At 72.8% G+C, this 23,529-nt stretch carries 19 protein-coding genes; 7 read left to right on the forward strand and 12 right to left on the reverse strand.

Annotation, left to right across the window (positions count from 1 at the left end):
• Positions 1-65 precede the first annotated feature (65 nt).
• The gene (locus ABT123_RS15760) at positions 66-1,601 is read left to right on the forward strand and encodes a M23 family metallopeptidase (protein WP_351313791.1); all 1,536 of its coding nucleotides are present in this window, start codon (positions 66-68) and stop codon (positions 1,599-1,601) included.
• A 52-nt stretch (positions 1,602-1,653) separates the two neighbouring features.
• Here ABT123_RS15760 and pcrA read toward each other — a convergent pair whose 3' ends face one another.
• Positions 1,654-4,152, reverse strand: a complete 2,499-nt coding sequence (gene pcrA, locus ABT123_RS15765; RefSeq protein ID WP_351313794.1) for a DNA helicase PcrA — start codon at positions 4,150-4,152, stop codon at positions 1,654-1,656.
• An 83-nt stretch (positions 4,153-4,235) separates the two neighbouring features.
• On the opposite strand from pcrA, the gene ABT123_RS15770 reads away from it, so the two are divergent.
• Both ABT123_RS15770 and ABT123_RS15775 read left to right on the forward strand, forming a co-directional pair.
• Complete coding sequence (locus ABT123_RS15770; protein WP_351313797.1) at positions 4,236-4,589, forward strand: hypothetical protein; 354 nt, start codon at positions 4,236-4,238, stop codon at positions 4,587-4,589.
• Positions 4,590-4,689: 100 nt separating this feature from the next.
• Positions 4,690-5,811 (forward strand): C40 family peptidase, encoded by a 1,122-nt coding sequence (locus tag ABT123_RS15775; RefSeq protein ID WP_351313800.1) that lies wholly within the window; start codon positions 4,690-4,692, stop codon positions 5,809-5,811.
• 15 nt (positions 5,812-5,826) lie between these two features.
• Here the strand turns inward: ABT123_RS15775 and ABT123_RS15780 are convergent, their stop codons facing one another.
• The 3 genes from ABT123_RS15780 to ABT123_RS15790 all read right to left on the reverse strand — a co-directional run bounded on the left by ABT123_RS15780 (position 5,827) and on the right by ABT123_RS15790 (position 8,090).
• Positions 5,827-6,045 carry a hypothetical protein gene (locus ABT123_RS15780; protein WP_351313803.1) on the reverse strand — a complete coding sequence of 73 codons (219 nt, stop codon included), beginning with the start codon at positions 6,043-6,045 and terminating at the stop codon, positions 5,827-5,829.
• Positions 6,046-6,114: 69 nt separating this feature from the next.
• A complete protein-coding gene (locus ABT123_RS15785) occupies positions 6,115-6,798 on the reverse strand; it encodes a LuxR C-terminal-related transcriptional regulator (RefSeq protein ID WP_351313806.1) in 684 nt (227 codons plus the stop codon).
• Complete coding sequence (locus tag ABT123_RS15790) at positions 6,795-8,090, reverse strand: ATP-binding protein (protein ID WP_351313809.1); 1,296 nt, start codon at positions 8,088-8,090, stop codon at positions 6,795-6,797. The genes ABT123_RS15785 and ABT123_RS15790 overlap by 4 nt, the downstream gene beginning before the upstream one ends.
• 143 nt (positions 8,091-8,233) lie before the next feature.
• On the opposite strand from ABT123_RS15790, the gene ABT123_RS15795 reads away from it, so the two are divergent.
• Complete coding sequence (locus ABT123_RS15795; protein WP_351313811.1) at positions 8,234-9,556, forward strand: PspC domain-containing protein; 1,323 nt, start codon at positions 8,234-8,236, stop codon at positions 9,554-9,556.
• The gene (locus ABT123_RS15800) at positions 9,543-9,767 is read left to right on the forward strand and encodes a hypothetical protein (protein WP_351313814.1); all 225 of its coding nucleotides are present in this window, start codon (positions 9,543-9,545) and stop codon (positions 9,765-9,767) included. Before ABT123_RS15795 ends, ABT123_RS15800 begins: the two co-directional genes overlap by 14 nt.
• On the opposite strand, the gene ABT123_RS15805 is transcribed toward ABT123_RS15800, so the two are convergent.
• From ABT123_RS15805 to guaA, 4 genes are all read right to left on the reverse strand, one after another.
• Complete coding sequence (locus ABT123_RS15805) at positions 9,713-10,234, reverse strand: DoxX family protein (RefSeq protein WP_502970968.1); 522 nt, start codon at positions 10,232-10,234, stop codon at positions 9,713-9,715. The genes ABT123_RS15800 and ABT123_RS15805 overlap by 55 nt on opposite strands.
• Before the next feature lie 58 nt (positions 10,235-10,292).
• Positions 10,293-11,558 carry a hypothetical protein gene (locus ABT123_RS15810; protein WP_351313817.1) on the reverse strand — a complete coding sequence of 422 codons (1,266 nt, stop codon included), beginning with the start codon at positions 11,556-11,558 and terminating at the stop codon, positions 10,293-10,295.
• Positions 11,559-11,668: 110 nt separating this feature from the next.
• Entirely contained in the window at positions 11,669-12,460 is a 792-nt protein-coding gene (locus tag ABT123_RS15815) for a class II aldolase/adducin family protein (protein WP_351313820.1), read from the reverse strand.
• A 115-nt stretch (positions 12,461-12,575) separates the two neighbouring features.
• A complete protein-coding gene (gene guaA, locus ABT123_RS15820; RefSeq protein ID WP_351313823.1) occupies positions 12,576-14,156 on the reverse strand; it encodes a glutamine-hydrolyzing GMP synthase in 1,581 nt (526 codons plus the stop codon).
• Between the two features lie 292 nt (positions 14,157-14,448).
• Between guaA and ABT123_RS15825 the strand changes: the two genes are divergently transcribed.
• Positions 14,449-14,727 carry a chorismate mutase gene (locus ABT123_RS15825; protein ID WP_351313826.1) on the forward strand — a complete coding sequence of 93 codons (279 nt, stop codon included), beginning with the start codon at positions 14,449-14,451 and terminating at the stop codon, positions 14,725-14,727.
• A 229-nt stretch (positions 14,728-14,956) separates the two neighbouring features.
• Here ABT123_RS15825 and ABT123_RS15830 read toward each other — a convergent pair whose 3' ends face one another.
• The gene (locus ABT123_RS15830) at positions 14,957-16,306 is read right to left on the reverse strand and encodes a hypothetical protein (protein WP_351313829.1); all 1,350 of its coding nucleotides are present in this window, start codon (positions 16,304-16,306) and stop codon (positions 14,957-14,959) included.
• A 258-nt stretch (positions 16,307-16,564) separates the two neighbouring features.
• Between ABT123_RS15830 and ABT123_RS15835 the strand changes: the two genes are divergently transcribed.
• Positions 16,565-18,205, forward strand: a complete 1,641-nt coding sequence (locus ABT123_RS15835; RefSeq protein ID WP_351313832.1) for a COG1361 family protein — start codon at positions 16,565-16,567, stop codon at positions 18,203-18,205.
• Positions 18,206-18,231: 26 nt separating this feature from the next.
• Here the strand turns inward: ABT123_RS15835 and ABT123_RS15840 are convergent, their stop codons facing one another.
• From ABT123_RS15840 to ABT123_RS15850, 3 genes are all read right to left on the reverse strand, one after another.
• Positions 18,232-20,022: a GMC oxidoreductase gene (locus ABT123_RS15840; protein WP_351313835.1), complete on the reverse strand. Its 1,791-nt coding sequence runs from the start codon at positions 20,020-20,022 to the stop codon at positions 18,232-18,234.
• Positions 20,023-20,033: 11 nt separating this feature from the next.
• Positions 20,034-21,671 carry a succinic semialdehyde dehydrogenase gene (locus ABT123_RS15845; protein WP_351313838.1) on the reverse strand — a complete coding sequence of 546 codons (1,638 nt, stop codon included), beginning with the start codon at positions 21,669-21,671 and terminating at the stop codon, positions 20,034-20,036.
• A gap of 119 nt (positions 21,672-21,790) precedes the next feature.
• Entirely contained in the window at positions 21,791-23,527 is a 1,737-nt protein-coding gene (locus tag ABT123_RS15850) for a serine/threonine-protein kinase (RefSeq protein ID WP_351313841.1), read from the reverse strand.
• Positions 23,528-23,529: the final 2 nt, after the last annotated feature.

Consider the following 23,529-nt stretch of genomic DNA (forward strand, 5'->3'; position numbering starts at 1 on the left):
CTCCTCCGGGGATTCCGTTTCCCCGGCCACCCAGGCCCCCCACTGCCGAGGCGAAAGAGAAGTTGGTGAACGACCGCCCCTCGTTGGGCCAGTACCCGGATGCCGGGTACGACGGCCTCTCCACCACCACTTTCGCTGGTGACCTGAGTTACGGCTCCTTTGAAACGCAGGCTCAGGGGTACGACTACTCGGGCGGGTTCACCCCCTACGCCGCCGCGTCCTACGAGTCCTCGGCCTCCTACGACACGACCGGCGCGTACGACACGACCGCCTGGTCCGCGGCCATCCCCGCGCAGCCGGCTCCGCAGGACACCACCGGCCAGTGGTACGCGGCCGAGTACCAGCAGGACCTGTCGGCCCAGCCGACCGCCTTCGGCTACGACACCACCTCGGCCGAGCAGACCGGCCACTGGGCGATGCCCGGCTACGGCACCATGGTCGGCACCGAGACCGGCGCATACGACGCCACCGCCTGGAACACGGTCGCGCCGGAGGAACTGCCCCAGCAGTACACGTACGAGCACGAATACGAGCAGCAGCCGCAGCCGCAGGCCTACGCGTACGAGCAGCAGCCGCAGGCCGGCTACCCGGCGGGCGACGCCGCTCCCGAGGCTCCCACTCCGACCGCCACCTTCGAGGTCGTCCCGCCGGAGCTCGCGGAGCCCGACGAGGCCGAAGCGCCGGACGGGCCCGACGCGCTGCACGGCGCCGAGACCCAGACCATGCCGCAGCAGCCGGCCTCGGAGGAGGCCTCCGTGCCGCGCTCCGCACGCCGCGCCGCCGGCAAGGCCGCCGCCAAGAACGCCGGCAAGGCCGGCAGCGCCAAGGGTGCGACCACCCGTTCCGCCGCCGCGGCCGGCCGACGCCGCACCCCGGCGAAGCGTTCCGCCCTGCTGACCGTGGCCGTGCCCTCCGTGTGCGTGATGGGCGTCGCGGGCGTCGCCGCCGCCTCCGTGGGCGGTCTCACCGGCGGCGAGGAGAAGGCCGACGAGCAGATCACCACTGCCGCCGCGCCCGACCCGTCCTCCGTCAAGCCGGTCGCCGCGAACACCAAGCTCGACACCCAGCTCGCCGCCCTCAGCGCCGACGCCGGTGACTTCGCGGACCGCGCGAGCCGCACCCAGGAGCGCATCGACCTGAAGGTGCGCCAGGACGAGGAGCGCAAAAAGCGGGTGGAGGAAGCGGCCCGCAAGGAGGCGCTCCGCCCCAAGTTCGCGCTCCCGGTCCGGCAGCACGGCCTGAGTGCCGGCTACGGCCAGTCCGGCGGCATGTGGATGTCCGTGCACACCGGCATCGACTTCCCGGTCTCCTACGGCACCCCGGTCATGGCCGCCACCGACGGCACCGTGCGCACCCAGTACAACAGCGCCTACGGCAACATGGCCATAGTGACCTCGCCCGACGGCACCGAGACCTGGTACTGCCACCTCAGCAGCACCAAGATCCGGGCCGGCAAGGTCAAGGCCGGGGACGTCATCGCGTACTCCGGCAACTCGGGCAACTCCACCGGCCCGCACCTCCACTTCGAGGTACGGCCCGGCGGCGGGGCCGCGATCGACCCCAGCTCCTGGCTCCGCAGCCACGGCCTCAACCCGAACTGATCAACAAACCCGGGACGGCTGCAGCCGCTGCCGCCGCCGCCCCGGGTTCGGTTCAGAGCTTCTCGACCGGCGCGTAGCGCAGCAGCAGCCGCTTCGGCTTGGCGTCTCCGAAGTCGATGGTGGCCTGCGCGTCCGCGCCGGCTCCCCGGACCTCCATGACCGTGCCCAGGCCGAACTGGTCGTGGGTGACCCGGTCCCCCACCGTCAGCGAGATCACCGGCTTCTCGGCGGCCCGGCGGGTCGCGAAACCGGACGGTCCCGACCTGGTCCGCGAGGAGGACAGGAACGCCTCCGGCGAGGTCCCGAAAGAGGACGACGACGAGGACGAGGCCGAGGACTTCCCCGCGCCGCGCGCACCCGAGATCGGGCCGGCCGGCTTCTGCACCGGTCCGGTCCGCTTCCACGACAGGTACTGGTCGGGGATCTCCTCCAGGAACCGCGAGGGCGGGTTGTAGGAGGGGGTGCCCCAGGCGCTGCGCATGCTGGAGCGGGTCAGGTAGAGCCGCTCGCGGGCGCGGGTGATGCCGACGTATGCGAGCCGCCGCTCCTCCTCCAGTTCCTTGGTCTGGCCGAGCGCCCGCATGTGCGGGAAGACCCCGTCCTCCATGCCGGTCAGGAAGACCACCGGGAACTCCAGGCCCTTGGCGGTGTGCAGGGTCATCAGGGTGATGACGCCGGTGCCTTCCGTGTCCTCGTCAGGGATCTGGTCGGAGTCGGCGACCAGCGCCACCTGCTCCAGGAACTCCGCCAGGGTGCCCGGGGTGGCCGCCTCCTCGCCGCGGGCCTGCTCGAACTCGAGCGCCACGGCGGCAAGTTCCTGGAGGTTCTCGATCCGCGTCTCGTCCTGCGGGTCGGTGGAGGCCTGCAGCTCGGCCAGGTATCCCGTCCGCTCCAGGACCGCCTCCAGCACCACCGCCGGGCCGGCGCCGGAGTCGACGATCGTACGGAGCTCCTCCATCAGGACGTTGAACCGCTTGACCGCGTTGGTGGAGCGGGCGGCCATGCCGTACGCCTCGTCCACCCGGCGCAGCGCCTGCGGGAAGGTGATCTTCTCGCGGAGCGCCAGCGCGTCGATCATCGCCTCGGCGCGCTCGCCGATGCCGCGCTTGGGCACATTGAGGATCCGGCGCAGCGGGACGTTGTCCTCCGGGTTGGCCAGCACCCGCAGGTAGGCCAGGACGTCCCGGACCTCCTTGCGCTCGTAGAAGCGGACGCCGCCGACGACCTTGTAGGGCAGGCCGACCCGGATGAAGATCTCCTCGAACACCCGGGACTGGGCGTTGGTGCGGTAGAAGATCGCGACGTCGCCGGCCTTGGCGTCGCCCGCGTCCGTCAGCCGGTCGATCTCGTCGGCGACGAACTGCGCCTCGTCATGTTCGGTGTCGGCGACATACCCGGTGATCCCGGCGCCCGAGCCGGCCTCGGTCCACAGGTTCTTGGCGCGGCGGTTCTCGTTGCGCTCGATGACCGCGTTGGCCGCGGAGAGGATCGTCTGGGTGGAGCGGTAGTTCTGCTCCAGCAGGATCGTCGTCGCGTCCTTGTAGTCCTCCTCGAACTGGAGGATGTTGCGGATGGTCGCGCCGCGGAAGGCGTAGATCGACTGGTCGGCGTCGCCCACCACGCACAGCTCGGCCGGCGGCAGGTCCGGATAGCCCTGCCCGACCAGCTCGCGCACGAGCGTGTACTGGGCGTGGTTGGTGTCCTGGTACTCGTCGACCAGGACGTGCCGGAAGCGGCGCCGGTAGTGCTCGGCGACATCGGGGAAGGCCTGGAGCAGGTGCACCGTGGTCATGATGATGTCGTCGAAGTCGAGCGCGTTGGCCTCGCGCAGCCGCGACTGGTACATGGCGTAGGCCTGGGCGAGGGTCTTCTCGAAGCCGTCGGCGGCCTGCCCGGCGAAGGCGTCCTCGTCGATCAGCTCGTTCTTCAGGTTCGAGATCTTGGCGCTGAAGGACTTGGGCGGGAACCGCTTCGGGTCGAGGTCGAGATCGCGGCAGACCAGGGCCATCAGGCGCTTGGAGTCGGCCGCGTCGTAGATCGAGAACGAGGAGGTGAAGCCGAGCCGCTTGGACTCGCGGCGCAGGATCCGGACGCAGGCGCTGTGGAAGGTGGACACCCACATCGCGTTCGCCCGCGGGCCGACCAGGCCTTCGACCCGCTCCTTCATCTCACCGGCGGCCTTGTTGGTGAAGGTGATCGCGAGGATCTGGCCGGGGTGGACATTGCGGGCGGCCAGCAGGTGCCCGATGCGGTGGGTGAGCACCCGGGTCTTGCCGGAGCCGGCGCCGGCCACGATGAGCAGCGGCGAGCCCGCGTGCACCACGGCGGCGCGCTGCTGTTCGTTCAGCCCGTCCAGCAGGGTCGCCGGGTCGATGACGGGCTTCGGCGCCCCGTCCCGGTAGTAGCGGTCCCCGCTCATGGGCACGTCGAAATGCCCTCCGAACAGGTCGTCCGCCCCGGCTTCCGGGGCGTACTCCTCGGGCGGCGGGGGCGGCTCCTCGTGGGAGGGGGTGAGGTCCGCCAGGAAACTGTCGTCAAAGAGGCTGCTCATCGCTTTCCGAGTCTAGAGCTCCGCGCCGACAGCCGGGCCGCCCCCGCCGGATCTCGCCGACGGGGGCCCCGTACGCTCGCGGCATGGACGTACTCATCAATGTTTTCGTCGGCCTGCACATCATCGGCATAGCCTCGCTGCTCGGCGGTTTCCTGACCCAGATGAAGGCCATGGGTGCGGGAACGGCGCGGTTCTCGCCCTCGATGCTGCACGGCGCGCTGACCATGCTGGTCACCGGTGTGCTGCTGGTCGGCTTCAACGAGATGGACGGCCAGGCGGTCAACAACATCAAGGTCGGCGTGAAGCTCGCCGTCCTGTTCGTCATCCTCGCGCTGGTCTACGTCAAGCGGGACGAGGAGCAGGTGGACAAGGCGCTGTTCGGTGCGGTGGGCGGTCTGACCGTGCTCAACATCTTTATCGCCGTCCTCTGGAACTAACCGGTAATCGGTCACATCCGATCAGTTCGGGCCATCTCGTCATCTGCCCGTTACCTCCGGGTCTAGCGTCCTCCCCCAAGACGAACGGAAGGACGCCCCCGTGGCCAGTCATCGAAAGCCCAGGCAGCGCCCGCTCTCCGGCGGTACCGTCCGGACGGCCGCCACCCTCGCCCTCGCGGGCGCTGCCACCGCCACCACGTTCGAAGGCACCTCGCAGGCGGAGCCGCGGCTCTCCCCGGACCAGGTCAAGGGCCAGGTGGACCGCCTCTACGAGGAGGCCGAGGCCGCGACCGAGCGCTACAACGGGGCGAAGGAGAAGGCCGACCGGGCCGAGCGGTCCCTCACCGAACTGCGGGAGCGGACGGCCCGCAAGACCGACCGGCTCAACACCGCCCGCAACGCCCTGGGTTCGCTGGCCGCCTCCCAGTACCGCAGCGGGGCGCTCGGGCCGGCCGTCCAGCTGGTACTCGCCGACAGCCCGCAGGAGTACCTCGACCGGGCGGCCATGCTGGAACGGACCGGCGACCGCAAGGCCGCCGAGATCGCTTCCGTACGCCGGCAGCTCGACGAGGTCGGCACCCTGCGCGCGCAGGCCGCCGGGCGGCTGGCCGAGCTGCGCGGGCGGCAGGCCGAGCTGGCCCGCCACAAGCAGACGGTGGAGTCCAAGCTGGAGGCCGCCAAGCGGCTGCTGGCCCGGCTGACCGCCGAGGAGCGGGCTGCGTACGAGGCCCGGCACGCCCACTCCGGCCCCGCGACCGCACCCGCCTCGCCGGCCGCGCCCGCCACGACCGCACCAGCCGCCGCCGCGGCCAAGGCCGGTACCGCCACCGCCGCCCGCCGGGCGCCGGCACCGGCCCGCCCGCAGGCCGGCAGCTCCCGCGCAGCCCGCGCCGTCGCCTTCGCGTACGCGGCGATCGGCAAGCCGTACGTCTGGGGCGCCACCGGCCCCGGCTCCTTCGACTGCTCTGGCCTCACCCAGGCCGCCTGGCGCTCCGCGGGGGTCTCCCTGCCGCGCACCACCTACACCCAGATCAACGCCGGGCAGCGGATCACCAAGAGCGGGCTGGCCCCCGGCGACCTGGTCTTCTTCTACTCCGGGGTCAGCCATGTCGGGCTCTACATCGGCGACGGCAAGATGATCCACGCCCCCCGCCCGGGCTCCACGGTGCGCATCGCCCCGGTGGACTCCATGCCCTGGTCCGGCGCCAGCCGCCCGGCCTGACCGCGCGCCGCCCCCTCAGGCCGCCTTCAGCCGCGTGCCCAGCCAGGTGAAGGTCTGCGGGAGCTGGCGGACCCAGGATTCGATGTTGTGGCCGCCGGCCACCTGTGCTGCGTGGACCAGCGTCGGCGGGTATGCCGCCCGGGCCAGGGCCCGGGCGGACTCGTAGCCGTCCTTCGGGGCGCCGGAGAGCCACAGCGAGACCGTCGCGTAGAGCGGGGTCCCGGTCAGGCTCATCACGCATCCCTAGAGGGGTGCGCAACCCGTCCCGGTTGCCCCGTTATTTTGCGGTATCGGTCACATCGGTTACACCAGCCGGCGTGCCGTCGCCCACCTGGTCAGCTCGTGCCGGTTCGACAGCTGGAGCTTGCGCAGCACCGCCGAGACATGCGATTCGACCGTCTTCACCGAGATGAACAGCTGCTTGGCGATCTCCTTGTACGCGTACCCGCGGGCGATCAGCCGCAGCACCTCCCGCTCCCGCTGGGTCAGCCGGTCCATGTCCTCGTCCACCGGCGGCGCGTCGGTGGAGGCGAAGGCGTCCAGCACGAAGCCCGCCAGCCGCGGCGAGAACACCGCGTCGCCCTCCTGCACCCGGAAGACCGAGTCGACCAGGTCGGCGCCCGTGATCGTCTTGGTGACGTAGCCGCGGGCGCCGCCCCGGATCACCCCGATGACGTCCTCGGCCGCGTCCGACACCGACAGGGCCAGGAACCGCACCGGATTCTCCGCCGCCGCCATCAGCGGGGCGCAGCGCCGCAGCACCTCGACCCCGCCGCCGCCCGGCAGGTGCACGTCCAGCAGCACCACCTCGGGGCGGGTGGCCGTGATGACGGTGACCGCCTGGTCCACGTCGGCGGCCTCGCCGACCACCTCGACCCCGGTGCGCTCCGTCTCGCCGATCTCCGCCTGGACGCCCGTACGGAACATCCGGTGGTCGTCGACGAGCACCACCCGGACGTGCCGGCCCCGATTGTTCTCCTCGGTCATTGCGTGCTCGCCGCCCTCTCCATCTCCAGCTCGACTTCCGTGCCCCCGCCGGCCGCGGACCGCAGCCGGGCGGTCCCGCCGTTGCGCTGCATCCGGCCGATGATCGATTCTCGTACGCCCATCCGGTCGTCGGGTACCGCGTCGATGTCGAAGCCCGGCCCCCGGTCCCGTACGGACACGAACACCGTCCGCCCCTCCACCTCCGCGTAGACCTGCACGGGCCCGCCCTCGCCACCGTACTTGGCGGCGTTCACCATTGCCTCGCGCGCCGCCTGGAGCTGTGCGCCCAGCCGGTCGTCCAGCGGGCAGTCGCCGACGACCACGACCTCGATGGGGACCCCGTGGTGGTCCTCCACCTCGGCCGCGGTCTTCTTGACGGCCTCGGCCAGCGTGTCCGGCTCCTCCGCCTCGTCCTTGCCGGTGCCCTCCGGCTTGTACAGCCAGTTCCGCAGCTCGCGTTCCTGCGCCCGGGCCAGCCGCCGGACCTCGCCGACGTCCTCCGCATTGCGCTGGATCAGGGTGAGCGTGTGCAGCACCGAGTCGTGGACGTGGGCGGCGACCTCGGCCCGCTCCTGGGCCCGGATGCGCATCAGCCGCTCCTCGGAGAGGTCCTGGGTCATCCGGATCAGCCAGGGCCCGGCCAGCAGGGCGATGCCGACGAGGACGGCGAGGGTAGCGGTGAGGACGTTGCCGAGCTGTGCGGCGGAGCCCCGTACGACGATGAACACGGTGAGCCCGACGCCCACCAGCGCGACTCCGGCCAGCGCCCGGCCCACCTGGAGCAGCCGGCCGTGCCGGCCGGCGGCGGCCGTCCAGTGCGCGCGGCGGGCGTTGTCGGCCTGCCGCCACACCAGGACCACGCCGGCCCCGACCAGCAGGGTGGGCCACAGATAGCGGCCGGACTCGCCGCCGGCCTGCACCTTGGTGATGAACAGGGCCACCCCGACGGCCAGCACGACCAGGGCGACGATCTGCCCCTTGTCGGGGGTGCGGAGCCGGCGGCGGCCGTCCGGCAGGGTCTCGAAGAGCGAGCGGCCGGTCGGCTTGCCGCCGACTCCCAGCGGTACGAAAACCCAGAACGCGGCGTAGAGCAGCACCCCCAGCCCCTCGCCGAACATGAGCATGCCGAGGAAGGCGAGCCGGACCCAGAGCACGGGCAGCCCGAGGTGCCCGGCGAGACCGCGCGCGACACCGCCCAGCATCCGCCCGTCGGCACTCCGGTAGAGCTTGCGCTGCGGCAGCTCCTCGGCATCGGGGGCGTGCGGGGTACTGGAAGCGGCGACCACTGGCATGTTCCCGATGGTCACACGCGCGGGCGAACAAGGGACATCGGGGCAGCCCCCGGTTTTCCCTCTGCCGCCCTCGGGGGTTTATCAGGGTTGCGCCAGGGTCGGGCCGGATACCGGCGGGTCGGGGCGGCCGTCACCATGGAGGCATGACCGATGTGCACGAGTCCCCGCCGGCCGAACCGGCCGGTCCGGCCGCTTCGGCCGGCGAGCCGGCCGCCGTCCCGGCCGACCGCCCGCCGCTGCGCCGCAGCAAGCGCGACAAGGTGCTCGCGGGCGTCTGCGGCGGCCTGGGCCGGTACTTCGACCTGGACCCGGTGATCTTCCGGATCGTGCTCGGTGTCCTCGCGGTCACCGGCGGCGTCGGTCTGATCTTCTACGGCTTCGCCTGGCTGCTGCTGCCCCTGGACGGCGAGGAGGACAACGAGGCCAAGAAGCTGCTCACCGGCCGGATCGAGGGCGGCACCCTGGCCGCGGTGCTGGCCGCGCTGGTCGGCTGCGCGGTGTTCCTGTCGCTGCTGGACAACGGCGGCGTGGGCGGTTTCTCGGTCCTGGTGATCCTGGCCGTGGCCGGTGCCGCCTACTGGTCGCACCGCCGCCGGTCGGTGCCCGCCGCCCAGGCCGAGCCGGCCCACCCGCGGGCCGAGGCCCCGCCGGAGACCCAGGCCCCGCCCACCCCCGGAGCCCCTTCCTGGTGGAAGGACCCGCTGGTCAAGGACGGGGCCCCGGGCACCGGTTACCTGTGGGGCCCCGACGGGGCCGCCGCCGTGCCGGGTGACCCCGGCGACCCGTCCGCACCGAAGGGCCCCGGACCGGACCCCACCTCCGGGAACCGGCCGCCGCGCGGCGGCATCGGCGGCCGGGTCTTCGTGCTCGCGCTGCTCGGCGCCCTCGTCGGCACCGCCGCCACCTGGCACGGCAATCCGCTGGGCCATGCCCTCCAGGTCGGTCTGGCCTGCGCCCTCGCCGTGTTCGGCCTGGGCCTCGCGGTCAGCGCCTTCCGTGGCCGTACCGGCTTCGGCACCGTCCTCCTCAGCGTCCTCACCGCCGGCCTGCTGGCCGGGGCGGCCGTGCTGCCCCGGGACATCGGCACCGACTTCCGGCGGGTCGACTGGCGGCCGGCCGCCGTCGCCGAGGTCAAGCCGTCCTATGAGGCCGGCACTGGCCTCGCCACCCTGGACCTCAGCCGGCTGGACGTGGCCAAGGGCAGCACCCTCGCCGTCACCGCCGCCATCGACGCCGGCCGGCTCAAGGTGATCCTGCCCCGCGAGGTCACCGCCGAGGCCGACATCCGGGTCCGGGTGGGCGACGTACAGCTGCCCGGCGACCGGCCCGACCACATCGAGGGCGTACGCAACCAGAAGCGGACGGCGACCCTGCCGCCCGCCGCCGGCACCGAGGCCGGCGGGACGATCGAACTGCACCTGACCGCGGGTGTGGGACAGGTGGAGGTGGCCCGTGCGGCGGCATGAGTTCCAGCCCGGCCGGCTCCTCGCGGGCCTGGTCCTGCTGGTGGCGGGCGTGCTCTACCTGCTCGACGCGACCGGCGAGGCCGACCTGGCCTGGTGGGTGATCGTCCCGATGGCCATGGGCGGGCTGTCCCTGGCCGCCCTGCTGGGCCTGATCACCTATGCCGTACGCCGGGACCAGCGCGACCGGATCAGCGCGTCCAGCGACCAGTAGGCCGCCCCCGCCAGCACCAGCGGCAGCCACGCCATCAGGTACGGCAGGTCGTTTCCGTAGTAGTACGGGGAGGCCTGCCAGCTCATGGTGAGCCACAGGCTGAGCGAGATCAGCGCCCCGCCGAGGGCCGCGACCCGGGCGAACAGCCCGGCGAGGGTGCCCAGACCCACCAGCAGCTCACCGACGGCCATGGCCGCACCGACGGCCACCGGCGCCTCGAGCCCGAGGTCCACCAGGGACGGGATCGCCGACAGGTCCCGGATATTGGTCATCTGGAAGGCGATCGAGCCCTGGAGCTCCGGGTCGGCGGAGAGGAAGGCGGGGTCGAACAGCTTGTCCAACCCGGCGTAGACGAAGGTCACGCCGAGGAACAGGCGCAGCGGCAGCAGGGCGTACGGGGCGACGGTCTCCCGCAGGGCAGCGAGCCGCGACCACAGGGCGGCGCGCCGCGACCCGGAATGCGGCAGGGGTTCGGAGGTCCGTTCGGATGTCTGGGTCACGCCCCCATGTCTACCCCGATACCGGTCAGTCGGCCACGTCGACGACGCAACGGTTGGACTCCACCCCGGCAGCCGTCACCACCTGGATGTCGGTGCGCCCGGGTTCCACCTCGGCCGGCACCGGGACCACCAGCACGGTGTCCGAGGGGTTGGTGAACCCGCCCGCGACCGGCACCAGCGGCACATGCACATGCACCGCCCCGATCCGCACCACCAGCCGCGCCAGCATCTCCGGGGTGTGCGCCCCGGGCGGCACGAAACCCACCCCGCGGATCTCGATGTCGTCCCCGGTCCGGACCGCCGCGTCCAGGTCCCCCGGCTCCCGGATCCGGACCACCGACAGCACCAGCGGACGGCTGCCCTCCGCGTACTTGGCGGCCAGATAGACGGCGGCCGACAGGGCGACCAGCAGGGTCAGCGCCCAGGGCAGCCGCGGCAGCCGGTCCGGGAACCGGGCCAGCGACACCGCCGCATAGGCCAGCACCACCGTGGACACCAGCACGTACTGGGCGTCCGGGAAGCTGCCCCGCCCCGAGTCGTCGGTCAGCAGGTCCGCCCCGCGCGGCCGGTCCGCCGGCAGCTTCTGGAGCCGCTGCGCGAGGATCCGCAACGAGACCACCCGGCGGACCAGCACCGCCACCCCGGAGGTCAATGCCACCACGGCCAGCAGCGGCACCGCCCGCCACAGTTCCAGACCCGCGTAGAGGGCGTCCCGCTCCGCCCCCGGCCCGGAGGCGGCCAGCCGCAGCGCCGGCAGCAGCGCGGCGAAGGCGGTCAGCAGCAGCCAGGCGCAGGGCACCGCCTTGGAGGTGGACAGCCGGTTGTCCTCGCCGACCAGCGGGGCCAGCAGGCCGCCGCGGAGGGTCTGCGCCCGGGCCGCCACCGTGAGGAGCCCGGCCAGCAGCAGCGCGGCCAGCAGCCCGGCGGTCCGGGCGGTGGACCAGCCGGTGCCGAGCGCGGTGCCGACCTGGACCAGCAGCAGCACCCCGGCGGCGATCCACACCGTGAGCACGGCCCGCCGGGACAGCAGGTACAGCCAGGAATGGCCGGCCTCGCGGCCCCGCTCGGCGACCGTACGGGCGGACACGGTCAGCTCGTCGGAAACCCACTGGCGGGAGGCCCCGGCCGAGCGGGCGACGGCCGCGGGCAGCCCGTGTCCGGCGGCGAACCCGTCGCGCTTCTCCCGGAAGGCCTGGTCGGCGCGGCGGTGGCCCTCGCGCGCCCCGTGCGGGCAGTCGTCGCAGGTGCAGCCGCCGCCGTGGGTGGTTCGGTGGATCTCTTGGACAGCCACGAGCGTGCCGCCTCTCTGAGCTACTGAACTCCGGTGCAATGCCTGCGAATTGTGCACCACTGCGCCAGTGCTCCGGATTGCGCACGATGTCAGAGCAGGTGATTAACCGTTCATGATGTTGACGCCACCGGCGTGTCCCCCTGCTCGTGTCCCTGCTCGCGGAGCGGCTGGTAGCTCACCCAGGCCGCCAGATCGGACCCGAACCGCTCGCGGGTCGCGACCGCCGCCCGGTGGTCCACGGGTACCGGCTTCCCGGCCGCCCGCGCGATCAGCTGCACCTGCGCGGCCCGCTCCGCCGCGATGGTCCACCAGACCGCCGCGTCCACCGAGCCTCCGACCGTCAGCAGCCCGCGGTTGCGCAGGATCAGCGCCTTGTACGGGCCCAGCGCCCGGCCGATCCGGGCGGGATCCTCGGTCGCGGTGAACTCGTCCAGCAGGGCGTGGTCCTCGTAGAAGGCGCAGGCTTCCTGGGTGATCGGGGCCAGCAGCTCGCCGAGGGCGGCCAGGGCCCGGCCGTACGGGGCCGGCACCCGGACCACGGACACCACCTCGGGGCGCGCCCGGTGGACGGCCGCGTGCACGGCGAAGGCCAGCTCGTTGACCCGGCGCCCGCCCCGGAGCACCCGCCCGTCCCCGTCGACCAGCAGCAGATCGGCGGGGGTCAGCCCGCCGAAGGCCCGCCCGAAGGGGTTCACCCAGTAGCAGTCGGGGAACTCCGGATCCCGCGCGGTGATGTGCCCGGCCACCCCGTCCTCCCAGCCAAGCCGCGCCAGCAGCCGCAACGCCTCGGCAAGCCGTTCCTTGCGGTGCGCCCGCTCCTGCTCGGCGGTGCCGAGCTCGGGCGGCAGGTCGAAGCCCAGCCGCTCCACGGGCACGGGTTCGGGTGCTGGCTGGTCCGGCATGGCCCCTCCTTCGGGTCGCGGCGCAAGGTACCCGCGCCCCCGCGAAGTGGCCAGACACACGACGAAGCCGCCGCTCCGGAGGGAGCGGCGGCTTCGTCTCGGGTCCGGGTGGGGACTACTCCCACTCGATGGTGCCCGGGGGCTTGCTGGTGCAGTCCAGGACCACGCGGTTCACATCGGGAACCTCGTTGGTGATCCGGGTCGAGATCTTCGCCAGCACCTCGTACGGCATCCGGGTCCAGTCCGCGGTCATCGCGTCCTCGGAGGAGACCGGGCGCAGCACGATCGGGTGGCCGTATGTGCGGCCGTCGCCCTGGACGCCGACACTGCGGACGTCCGCGAGCAGGACCACCGGGCACTGCCAGATCTCGCGGTCGAGACCGGCCGCGGTGAGCTCGTGGCGGGCGATGGCGTCGGCCTCGCGGAGCAGGTCCAGGCGCTCCCTGGTGACCTCGCCGACGATCCGGATGCCGAGGCCCGGGCCGGGGAACGGCTGGCGCTGGACGATCTCGTCCGGCAGGCCGAGCTCCTGGCCGACCATCCGGACCTCGTCCTTGAACAGCTGGCGCAGCGGCTCGACGAGCTGGAACTCCAGGTCCTCGGGCAGGCCGCCGACGTTGTGGTGCGACTTGATGTTCGCGGTGCCGGTGCCGCCGCCGGACTCGACGATGTCCGGGTAGAGGGTGCCCTGGACCAGGAACTCGACCGGGGTCTCGTCCGGGGCCTCGGCGATGATCTCGGCCTGGGCCTGCTCGAAGACCCGGATGAACTCGCGGCCGATGATCTTCCGCTTCTCCTCGGGGTCGGAGACCCCGGCGAGGGCGGCCAGGAAGCGCTCCTGCGCATCCACGACCTTCAGCTGCACTCCGGTCGCGGCGACGAAGTCCTTCTCGACCTGCTCGGTCTCGCCCTTGCGCATCAGGCCGTGGTCGACGTACACGCAGGTCAGCTGGTTGCCGATGGCCTTCTGGACCAGGGCCGCGGCGACCGCGGAGTCCACGCCGCCGGACAGGCCGCAGATGGCGCGCTTGTCGCCGACCTGCTCGCGGATGGCCGCGATCTGCTCCTCGACGATGGAGCCGGTGGTCCAGCTCGGGGCCAGGCCGGCACCCCGGTAGAGGAAGTGCTCGAGGATCTGCTGGCCGTGCGTGGAGTGCATGACCTCGGGGTGGTACTGGACCCCGTACAGCTTCTTCTCGTCGTTCTCGAAGGCGGCGACCGGCACGACGTTCGTCGAGGCGGTGACGGTGAAGCCCTCGGGGGCGGCGGAGCAGGCGTCGCCGTGCGACATCCACACCGACTGGTGCTCGGGGGTGCCCTCGAAGAGGGTGGAGCCGGGCTTGCTGACCGCCAGCTGGGTGCGGCCGTACTCGCGGGCGCCCGTGTTGTCGACGGTGCCGCCGAGGGTGGTCGCCATCAGCTGGAAGCCGTAGCACATGCCGAAGACGGGGATCCCGGCCTCGAAGAGGGAGCGGTCGAGCTGCGGGGCGCCCTCTTCGTACACGGAGGACGGGCCGCCGGAGAGGATGATCGCCTTGGGGTTCTTCGCCAGCATCTCGGCGACGGGCATCGTGCTGGGCACGATCTCGCTGTAGACCCGGGCCTCACGGACGCGGCGGGCGATGAGCTGGGCATACTGCGCGCCGAAGTCGACAACGAGGACGACGTCCGGTGCGGCGGTGGGTGCTACTGGCACGGGGCGGCCTTCCGGCGGAAAGAGGGTGTGTGTTGTCGATTCTAACGGGGGAGGCAGGGCCGTCTTCGTCTCACCATCCGAACCTGGTTGGCCCGGGGCGGGACGGACGGTCATAATTCCTCCCATGCGCAAGCAGCTGAGCTTCCTCTTTACCTATGGCACCGGCCGGTCCGGTCGCCATGGGTCCGCGTGATGCTCGCTTGAGCCGCTGACTTCCCAGAGCGCCCCGGTCCGACAGGACCGGGGCGCTCTGCGTTTCCGCTCCTGTCGGCACACACCTTCAGGAGAAACCATGACCACTGCCACCGCCGCCACCGCCGCCATCGCCCCCGAGCAGCTGATCGCCGACTCCCGCGAGCGGATCGACGCCATCGACGACCGGATCATCGGACTGATCCAGGAGCGGATGGCCGTCTCGGCGGTCATCCAGGAGGCCCGGATCTCCTCCGGCGGGCGCCGGGTGCACCTCTCACGCGAGATGGAGGTGCTCCAGCACTGGAGCGACGCGCTCGGCAAGCCCGGCACCTCGCTGGCCATGACCGTGCTGGAGCTGTGCCGCGGCCGGGTCTGACCTGGGCGCCTGTTCGTCACCCGTCCGGGCCGTGACCGCCCCCGGCGGCCTTCGTTGGTGAGGGTGTCACGCGTGGCTCCGCCGGAGCGATGAGACGTACGGCCCGTGGAGCGTGCGTCGTGGGACCTCGTTCCGGCGCGTGACCGGACGGCAGGGGACAGCGGCCCGGTCACCCATGAAGGACGGCCGGTCTCGGGGACGCCCGAGGCCGGCCGTTCTGTCTTCTCGGTCAGCGTCCCGTACGCCGTACGGCACGGTGGAGCGCAAGGCCGCAGGCCACCGCCAGGGCTGCCACCAGGGCCAGCAGGCCCGCGCCGGAGCCGGTGGCGGCGAGTCCGCCGCCCGTTGCGGTCGGGGCGGGGGCGGGGGCGGCACTGCTCGCCGACGCGCTCGGGGCGGGAGTGCCCGTACCGGTCGTCGGACCCGTACTCGCTGTCGGCTTGGACGGGGTTGTGGACGGGTGCGCGGACGGGCTCGTGCTCGGGCCGGTGGACGGCCCCGGTGAACCGGGTCCGGTGCCGGAGTGCAGGACCAGCGCGGAGGTGTTGTTGTCCCCCTTCGGGTCCGTGGTGTGGGACCTGAGCGGATTGCCGTCGGTCTCGTACGGGCCCACCGAGACCCGGCCGGCGGAGTCCGCCTGCGCCTGCTCGATCTTCAGGGTGAAGGCGAAGGTCCGCACCTCGTCCTCGCGCACGGCGGTCCGGCTGCCGCACCGGAAGACCTGGGCCTTCGGGTCCGTACCCGGGGGCCGCACGGCACCCAGCTCGGTGCAGCCCGGCGGGGTCGCCACGGCCCGGGCGCCCCGCGGGACGACCACCTCGACCAGGGCGTACGGGACCGGCTTGGGGGCGTCCGGCGATCCGGCCCAGGCGGGGCCGCGGTTGCGGTAGCCGACCTCGGCGCGCACGGTATCGCCGACCCGGCCGGCGACCGTGGCGCCGACGGCGGCGAAATCGGCGGTGTTGGCCACCCGGAGCCGGGCCCGGCGGGTGTTGTTGCCCGGGTCGGTGTCGTCCGCGGAGAACCGGCCGGACTGCGCGGCCGGGGCTGCGGGCGCGGGTGCGGCTGCGGTGGCCGGTTCGGCTGCGGTGGCCGCTGCGGCCAGGCCGAGGGTGGTCCCGCCGGTCGGCTCCTGGCCGAAGGCGGCAGTCGCCGGCGCCGGGTGGAAGCCGTAGACGAGCTCCTCGTCCTGCGCCCGCTCGGCGGCGCGCAGGGTGAGCGGCCCGCTCAGCCGGTAGCTCGCACCGGCCTCGTAGCTGCCGGGGAAGGTGCAGGTGGTGACCGCGTCCCAGGTGCCGGCGACGGTCCGGCAGTTCCGGTAGCGCTCGACGAACTCCAGGCCCCGGGTCCCCTTCACCACCAGCTGCACGCCGTTCGCGGCGACGGTGCCGCGATTGGTGAAGGCGAAGAGCGCCGACTGGCGGTCGCCCGGCTTGAGGCCGGTGGTGCGCAGCGGCAGCTCGTGCACGGCGAGGTCCGGACCGGCCGCGGACGCGGGATCTGCCGCGTGTGCCGGAGCCGGGGCAGCCAGGGCGAGGGCCAGCAGGCCCGTCACGGCCGGCAGGGAGATGGGTCTCATGCCGAGGTGGACCTCCGACCACGGCACGGAGTTGCCCCACCCGGTGCGTGACCCAGATCACGCCGACGGGAGCGGGCGGGAACGGACGAGAACGAGGGCGGGACCGCGCTCCCCCTCCGAGCGCGGTCCCCGCCGATCGCACCTAAGTGACAGGTGGTCGACCCGGAAGGTTGCACGCCGGCCGGCCACTTTCGGATGTGACCTGCCTCACATACCGGAGGGTGCAACTCCGGTGCGGGGTCGCCGGTCTCGCCAGACATGAGAAAGCAACTGTCCCTGCTGGCTGCGGCCGGCCTGATCGCCCTCGGGTCGGCCGTGCCGGCCGGTGCAGCGGAGCCCCAGTACATCCTGACCGGCCAGCCGGAGGTGTTCCTCAAGCCCTACCCGAAGTCCGGCAGCCCGGCGCCCTACCGGCTCGGCTTCGGCGTGAGCTACCTGGTCCCGGAGACGCCCGAGGACATCCCCTTCGACGTCACCTACCGCCTGGACCTGAGCAAGCTCCGGGGCATCGCCGACGCCACCCTGCCCGCCGGTTCCGAGAACAAGGGCTGCACCCTCACCGGCACGGTCGTGGTCTGCGAGCGGAAGCAGAGCTACCCGATCCGGGAGGGCGTGGCCGTCCTGAACCTCACGGCGGCCCAGGGGACCAAGGGCGGCGAGACCGGCGAGATCACGGTGACGGGCGTGGCGGCCGGCACTACCTTCGCCCCGCGCACCGCCAAGGTCACCGTGTCCGACGGCCCCGACCTCGCCGTGGCGGACCTCCCGCTCGACACCAAGCCGGAGGTGGGCGAGCAGCAGGCCCTGCGGCCGGCCTTCACCAACAAGGGCACCAAGCCGGTCAAGGCCGTACGGCTGAGCCTGCAGGCCTCCCGCGGCCTGGACCTCTTGGGCCGGTACGGCAACTGCACCGCCACGGAGCAGTCCCACCTGTCCTGCACGCTGGAGGGCGACTTCCAGCCGGGCGTCACCTACGAGGTGTCCTCAGAGACCGCCATCGGTCTCAAGGCCAACACCCGCGCCTTCCGGGAGACCCTGGACTACGCGGCCCACGCCGCGCCCGCTCCGGCCACCCCGGGCGCCGGCCCGCTGCTCAAGGCCGTCCCGCGCGCGGCGGCGCTGCGTTCCGCGGACCCCGACGTGAACCCCGAGGACAACACCCGCCGGGTGCGCCTCTCGGTCGCGAACACCGCCGACCTGTCCGCCGACGAGACGGTGCTGGCGGGCAAGCCCGGCGAGACGGTCAAGGCCCGGCTGGGCTTCCGTAACAACGGTCCGGCGTGGATCGACCACTCGGTCGACAACCCGGAGGACTCCGGGTCGCCGGTGGCCTTCCTCGACGTCCGGCTCCCCGAGGGCGTCTCGGTCGTCAAGAAGTCCACGGCCTGCGAGACCAGGAGCGACCTGCCGAACGGCGGCATCCGCCACCTCTGCAGGAGCGGGATCTCCCTCTCCGAGAACGCCAAGGTCGGCTTCCCGTTCGAGCTGAAGATCGACAAGGCCGTCGCGGGCGCGAAGGGGTCGGTCACGGTCCTCGGCGACGAGCACGGCTACAGCCTCCCCGCCTGGGACCGGAACCCGGCGAACAACACCGCCGCCGTCACGGTGAACACCGCCGGCACCTCGCCGTCCCCGAGCACCTCGCCCAGCCCGGGCGCCAGCCAGTCCCCGGGCACCGGGACCCCGACGCCCACGGGCTCGGCCTCGCCCTCGGCCTCCGGGACGTCCACGCCGACGCCCGCGGCCAGCGCGACCGGCAACGGCAACAGCACCACCCCGCAGGGCGGCCTGGCCAACACCGGCAGCTCGGTGGTGCCGTTCGCCGCCGCCTCGGCCGCGATCGTCGCGGCCGGAGCCGCGCTGTTCGTGGTGTTCCGCCGCCGCACCGGCCGCGCGTAACGGCGTATCGACGTACGGCGTATCGGCTACGGCTGCGGCTGTCGCTTCGGCGGGACCTCCGGGACCGCCAGGAACGGCAGCCGCAGCGCGCCGAACGCCTCCTTCGGGACCGCCGGGGAGACCGGCTCCACCGCCGCGAGCCGCTCGTACGCCGCACCCTGGGCCGGCCGCGGATCCGCCTCGCCCTTGTTCGGCCAGAACGACATGGCCCGCTCCGCCTGCGCGGTGATGGTCAGCGACGGGTTCACCCCGAGGTTCGCGGAGACCGCCGAGCCGTCCACCACCGAGATGCCCGGGTGGCCGTACAGCCGGTGGTACGGGTCGACCACGCCCTCCTGCGCGGAGGCGCCGATCGGGCAGCCGCCCAGGAAGTGCGCGGTGAGCGGGGTGCCCATCAGCTCGCCGACGTTGCTGCCGGGGAAACCGCCTATCTCCTCGGCGAGCAGGGTCGCAGCCAAGGTGGCTTCCTCGATCTGGGTGGGGTTGGGTGCACCGTGGCCCTGGCGGGCGGTGAGCAGGCCCTTCCCCACGCCGCCCGGCTTGCGGTAGGTGGTCAGGGAGTTGTCCAGCGACTGCATCACCAGGCCGATGATGGTCCGCTCGGACCAGCGCCGGTTGGACAGCGAGCGCAGCAGCTGGACGGGGTGGGTGGCGGTGCGGGCGAGCCAGGCCGCCACCCGGTGCCTGCCGTAGGGGACCTGGAGGATCGTCAGGAAGCCCATGGCGTTGGAGCCCTTGCCGTAGCGGACCGGCTCGATGTGGGTGTCCGCGTTGGGGTGCACGGAGGAGGTGATCGCCACCCCGCGGGTGAAGTCGGCCCGCTCGTCCTTGCCGTGCCGCCTGCGGTAGCGGCGGTCGTCGGTCTGCGCGCCGACCAGGCCCTCGGAGTTGGTGCGGGTCAGATCGCCCAGCCGGGCCGAGAGCCGCGGGAGTTCGCCGCGGTCCTTCATGGTGTGCAGCAGGGTCTGGGTGCCGTACGTGCCGGCCGCGAGGACGACCCGGCGGGCCCGCAGCACCTTCACCTTGCCGCGGCGGCGGTTGTCAGTGGGGACGGTCCGGACCCGGTATCCGCCGTCGGGGTGCTCGGCGAGGGCGGTCACGGTGGTCATGGGGTGGATGACGGCGCCGGCCTGCTCGGCGAGGTGCAGATAGTTCTCGTTGAGGGTGTTCTTCGCGCCGTGCCGGCAGCCGGTCATGCACTCGCCGCATTCGGTGCAGGCCTTGCGGGCGGGTCCGGCGCCCCCGAAGTAGGGGTCGGGCACCTCGCCGCCGGGGCGGGCGGTGGCGGTGCCGTCGGCGTCGTCCCCGTCGCCGAAGAACACGCCGACCGGGGCCATGTGGAAGGAGTCCCCGACGCCCATCTTCTCGGCGGCGGCCTTGAGGTGCACATCGGAGGGGGTCATGGTCGGGTTGAGCCGGACCCCCAGCATCCGCTTGGCCTGGTCGTAGTACGGGGCCAGCTCCTCCTGCCAGTTGGTGATGGCGGACCACTGCCGGTCCCGGAAGAAGGCGGGCGGCGGCACGTAGAGGGTGTTGGCGTAGTTGAGCGAGCCGCCGCCGACTCCGGCGCCGGCCAGCACCATCACCTTGCCGAGCAGGTGGATCCGCTGGATCCCGTACAGCCCGAGGGCGGGCGCCCACAGGTAGTTGCGGAGGTCCCAGGAGTTCCTGGGCAGGCTCTCGCGGGTGAACCTGCGGCCCGCCTCCAGGACGGCGACCCGGTAGCCCTTCTCGGTCAGCCGCAGCGCGGAGACCGAGCCGCCGAATCCGGATCCGACGACGATGACGTCGTAGTCGTACTCGTTGTCGAACGACACTGCCGCGCCTCCTAGCGCATGCGAAGGGCCTTCATGACCTTGAGGCTGCGGGTCATGAACGCGGCGTACTTGTCGTCGTCCATGCCCAGCGACGGGGCCATCGGGAGGAGTCGCTGATGGGCGATCGTCTGGGCCTCGGTGTACTTGAGGATGCCCTCGGAGCCGTGCCGGCGGCCGAGGCCGGAGTCCTTCATGCCGCCCATGGGCGCCTGGGCGCTGCCGTAGGCGGGCGCGTAGCCCTCGTTGATGTTGACGGTGCCGGTGCGCAGCCGGGCGGCGACGGCGTGGCCGCGCTTCGCGTCCTTGGTCCAGACGCTGGAGTTGAGGCCGTAGGGGGTGGCGTTGGCCTGCGCGATGACCTCGTCCTCGTCGGTGAACCGGTAGACGGAGACGACCGGGCCGAAGGTCTCCTCGGCACACACCGCCATCGGCGCCTCCACCCCGTCGAGGATGGTGGGCTCGTAGAAGAGCGGGCCGATGTCGGGGCGGGCGACCCCGCCGGCGACCAGGGTCGCGCCCTTGGCCACGGCCTCCTCGACGTGCCGCTGTACGGTCTCCAGCTGACGCTCGCCGACCAGCGAGCCCATGTCCGCGCCGTAGGCGAGCGCCGCGCCGAGCCGCATGGCTTTGGTGCGGGCGGCGAACCGCTCGACGAAGGCGTCGGCGATCGAGGCGTGGACGTACAGCCGCTCGATGGAGATGCAGAGCTGGCCGGCGGAGGAGAAGCAGGCCCGGACGGCGCCCTGGGCGGCCTTCTCGATGTCGGCGTCGTGCAGCACGAGCATGGCGTTCTTGCCGCCGAGTTCCAGGGAGACCCCGACCAGGCGGGCCGCGGCGCCCTGGGCGACCTCGCGGCCGGTGCGGGTGGAGCCGGTGAAGGAGACGTAGTCGGCGTGCCGGACCACCTCGGGGCCGACCACCGGTCCGTCGCCGAGGACCACCTGGAAGACCTCGGCGGGCAGCCCGGCCTCGATCAGCAGGTCGCGGGCCCACAGGGCGGTCAGCGCGGTCTCGGTGTCGGGCTTCATGACCACCGCGTTGCCGGAGACGAAGGCGGGCAGCGCGTCGCCGACGGACAGCTCCAGCGGGTAGTTCCAGGGGGCGATCTGCCCGACCACCCCGCGCGGCTGGCGCAGCTCGGTGACCTTGGTGAGGGTGGGCATCGCGCCGGCGTGCCGCTTGGGGCGCAGGTAGGCGGGGGCCTTGCGTCCGTAGTGGCGGGCCGCGACGGCGACGGCCTGGACCTCTTCGTGGGCGTGCAGCCGGGCCTTGCCGGTCTCCAGCTGGATCAGGTCCAGGACCTCGGCCTGCCGGGCGAGCACCAGGTCGTGGAAGCGGAGCAGGACGGCGGCCCGCGCGCGGACCGGCACGGCGGCCCAGGCGGCCTGGGCGGTGCGGGCCCGCTCGAAGGCGGTGGCGACGTCCTCGGGGGTGGCCTCGGGGAGGTCGGCCAGCTTCGCCCCGGTGAAGGGGGTGTGGTTGGCGGTGCGGCCGGAGCCGATCACCCCGCGGGTCAGCCGGGCGACCAGGTCGGGGGTCACCACGTCGGCTGCGGTGCGCGCGCCGGCCGGGGCGGCGGCGGCCGGATTGGTGAATTCGGGGGTGGCCGGGGTGGCGGGGGCGGTGGCCGGGGCCTGCGAGTCCGTCATGCGGGTGAGCGTATTCCCCGGGGAACCCTTTGGGTACCCGCCGGTAACCGGAATTTGAGTTTTCCGCCAGCGATCGCTGGCAGGGTCGGCGGGCGGAGGGCTGAGGGCGGAGGGCGCCGTCAGGGGGCGGCGGGCGGCTGCCAGCCGCTGAGCGCCGTGTCGAACTGTTCGCGGGTCTTGGACCAGTCCGATGCCGGGCCGGCCGCGAAGAGCGCGTACTCCTTGCCGTCCGGGCCGATGTACATCTGGTCGATGGCGCGGCGCGGGCCCGGGAAGTCCTTCTTCTCCTGCCAGGTGAACTCCCAGAGGGCGGACTGGGTCTGGCCCTGGAAGGTATTCGGGTGCAGGGTGATCTTCTGGTAGGCGGACCGGGCGCTCACCTGCTTCTCCAGGTCGAGCAGGTGGGCGTACGGATCCCGGAAGTCCGGGGTCGGGTCGACGCTGATCCGGATGCGGTGCTTTCCGTTGTCCGGGGTGTAGTCGATGTGGTCGCCGTCCTTCTGGCGCTTCCAGCCCTGCGGAACGAAGAGGGTGAACCCGGCCGGGTCCTTGACCTGGGTCCAGCCGGCGGGGGCGGTGGCGGTCGGCTTGCTGTCCTTGGGGGTGCCGCCGGTGCCATTGCCGGTGCCCGTGCCCTTGCCGGTGCCGTTGCCCTTGCCGGTGTCCGTTCCGCCGGCCGTCGCTCCGTTCGTCGTCCGGCGTCCGTCGCCCTCGTCCTCGCCGTCGAGGTATTTCATCACTCCGAGGGCACCGCCGCCGCCGAGCAGCGCGGCCACCAGGGCCACGATCACACCGCGCCGGAACCGGCCCTTGGGGCGGCCCTGGGCCGCGGGCGGGCCGGCGTCGGCATCGGCATCGGCCGCTTCGGGCAGCCGGGCGGTGCCGTCGCCGGTACGGGTGCCGAGGGCGGTGGTGCGGCCGGTGGTGCGGTCCGGGGCGGGCCCGGACGGGCCGCCGGGGTGCGCGGCGGCCCGCTCGGCTGCGGCAAAGGACTGCGTCGGGACGAACGCCTGCGCCGCCTTCGGCTCCCGGCCCTCCATCGCCTCCATCAGCATCCGCTCCGCCTCGGCGGCCGAGGGCCGCCGGGCCGGGTCCTTGAGCAGCAGCGCCGTGATGACCGGCCCCAGGGCGCCCGCCTGGCGCGGCGGCGGAGGCTCGTCGTTGACCACGGCCGCCAGGCTGGAGATCGGCGAGGTCCGACGGAACGGCGACCGGGCTTCGACCGCGGTGTAGAGGGTGGCACCGAGGGACCACAGATCGGAGGCCGGATCCGGAGCCCCGCCGGTGACCCGCTCGGGGGCCAGGTAGTCGATGGAGCCGACGAGCTCGCCGGTCCGGGTGATCGAGGTGTCCCCCTCGATCGCGGCGATGCCGAAGTCGGTGAGCAGCACCCGCCCGTCCTTGGCGAGCAGCACGTTGCCCGGCTTCACATCCCGGTGCAGCACCCCCACCGCGTGCGCGGCGCGCAGGGCACCCAGTACGTGCAGACCGATCCGGGCCGCCTCACGGGGCTCGATCCGGCCGGCCGCCTTGGCCGCATCGGCGAGGGAGGGACCGTCGATGAACTCCATGACGATCCACGGCCGGTCGTCGTGCTCGAACACGTCGTGCACCGTGACCACGGCCGGGTGCGCGATGCGGGCGGCGGCCCGCGCCTCCTTCTGGGTGCGGGCGTGCAGGACGGCCCGGTCGGCCTCGGCGACGTACAGACCGGCGGTCAGTTCCTTGACGGCGACCGTCCGGTGCAGCAGCTCGTCGTGCGCCCGCCAGACCTTGCCCATGCCGCCGCGGCCGATGGGCTCGACGAGCCGGTACCGGTTCGCGAGTACGTCGCCCTCGCCTGTCCTGTGTTCCACGA

Source organism: Streptomyces sp. NPDC002054 (assembly GCF_040296685.1).
Classification (GTDB): domain Bacteria; phylum Actinomycetota; class Actinomycetes; order Streptomycetales; family Streptomycetaceae; genus Streptomyces.

What these genes read in the sequence shown, in the direction of transcription:
- pcrA (WP_351313794.1), bottom strand. Translation starts at nt 4,152, where the DNA reads ATGAGCAGCCTCTTTGACGACAGTTTCCTGGCGGACCTCACCCCCTCC.
- ABT123_RS15770 (WP_351313797.1), top strand. Translation starts at nt 4,236, where the DNA reads ATGGACGTACTCATCAATGTTTTCGTCGGCCTGCACATCATCGGCATA.
- ABT123_RS15780 (WP_351313803.1), bottom strand. Translation starts at nt 6,045, where the DNA reads ATGAGCCTGACCGGGACCCCGCTCTACGCGACGGTCTCGCTGTGGCTC.
- ABT123_RS15785 (WP_351313806.1), bottom strand. Translation starts at nt 6,798, where the DNA reads ATGACCGAGGAGAACAATCGGGGCCGGCACGTCCGGGTGGTGCTCGTC.
- ABT123_RS15790 (WP_351313809.1), bottom strand. Translation starts at nt 8,090, where the DNA reads ATGCCAGTGGTCGCCGCTTCCAGTACCCCGCACGCCCCCGATGCCGAG.
- ABT123_RS15795 (WP_351313811.1), top strand. Translation starts at nt 8,234, where the DNA reads ATGACCGATGTGCACGAGTCCCCGCCGGCCGAACCGGCCGGTCCGGCC.
- ABT123_RS15815 (WP_351313820.1), bottom strand. Translation starts at nt 12,460, where the DNA reads ATGCCGGACCAGCCAGCACCCGAACCCGTGCCCGTGGAGCGGCTGGGC.
- ABT123_RS15825 (WP_351313826.1), top strand. Translation starts at nt 14,449, where the DNA reads ATGACCACTGCCACCGCCGCCACCGCCGCCATCGCCCCCGAGCAGCTG.
- ABT123_RS15830 (WP_351313829.1), bottom strand. Translation starts at nt 16,306, where the DNA reads ATGAGACCCATCTCCCTGCCGGCCGTGACGGGCCTGCTGGCCCTCGCC.
- ABT123_RS15835 (WP_351313832.1), top strand. Translation starts at nt 16,565, where the DNA reads ATGAGAAAGCAACTGTCCCTGCTGGCTGCGGCCGGCCTGATCGCCCTC.
- ABT123_RS15845 (WP_351313838.1), bottom strand. Translation starts at nt 21,671, where the DNA reads ATGACGGACTCGCAGGCCCCGGCCACCGCCCCCGCCACCCCGGCCACC.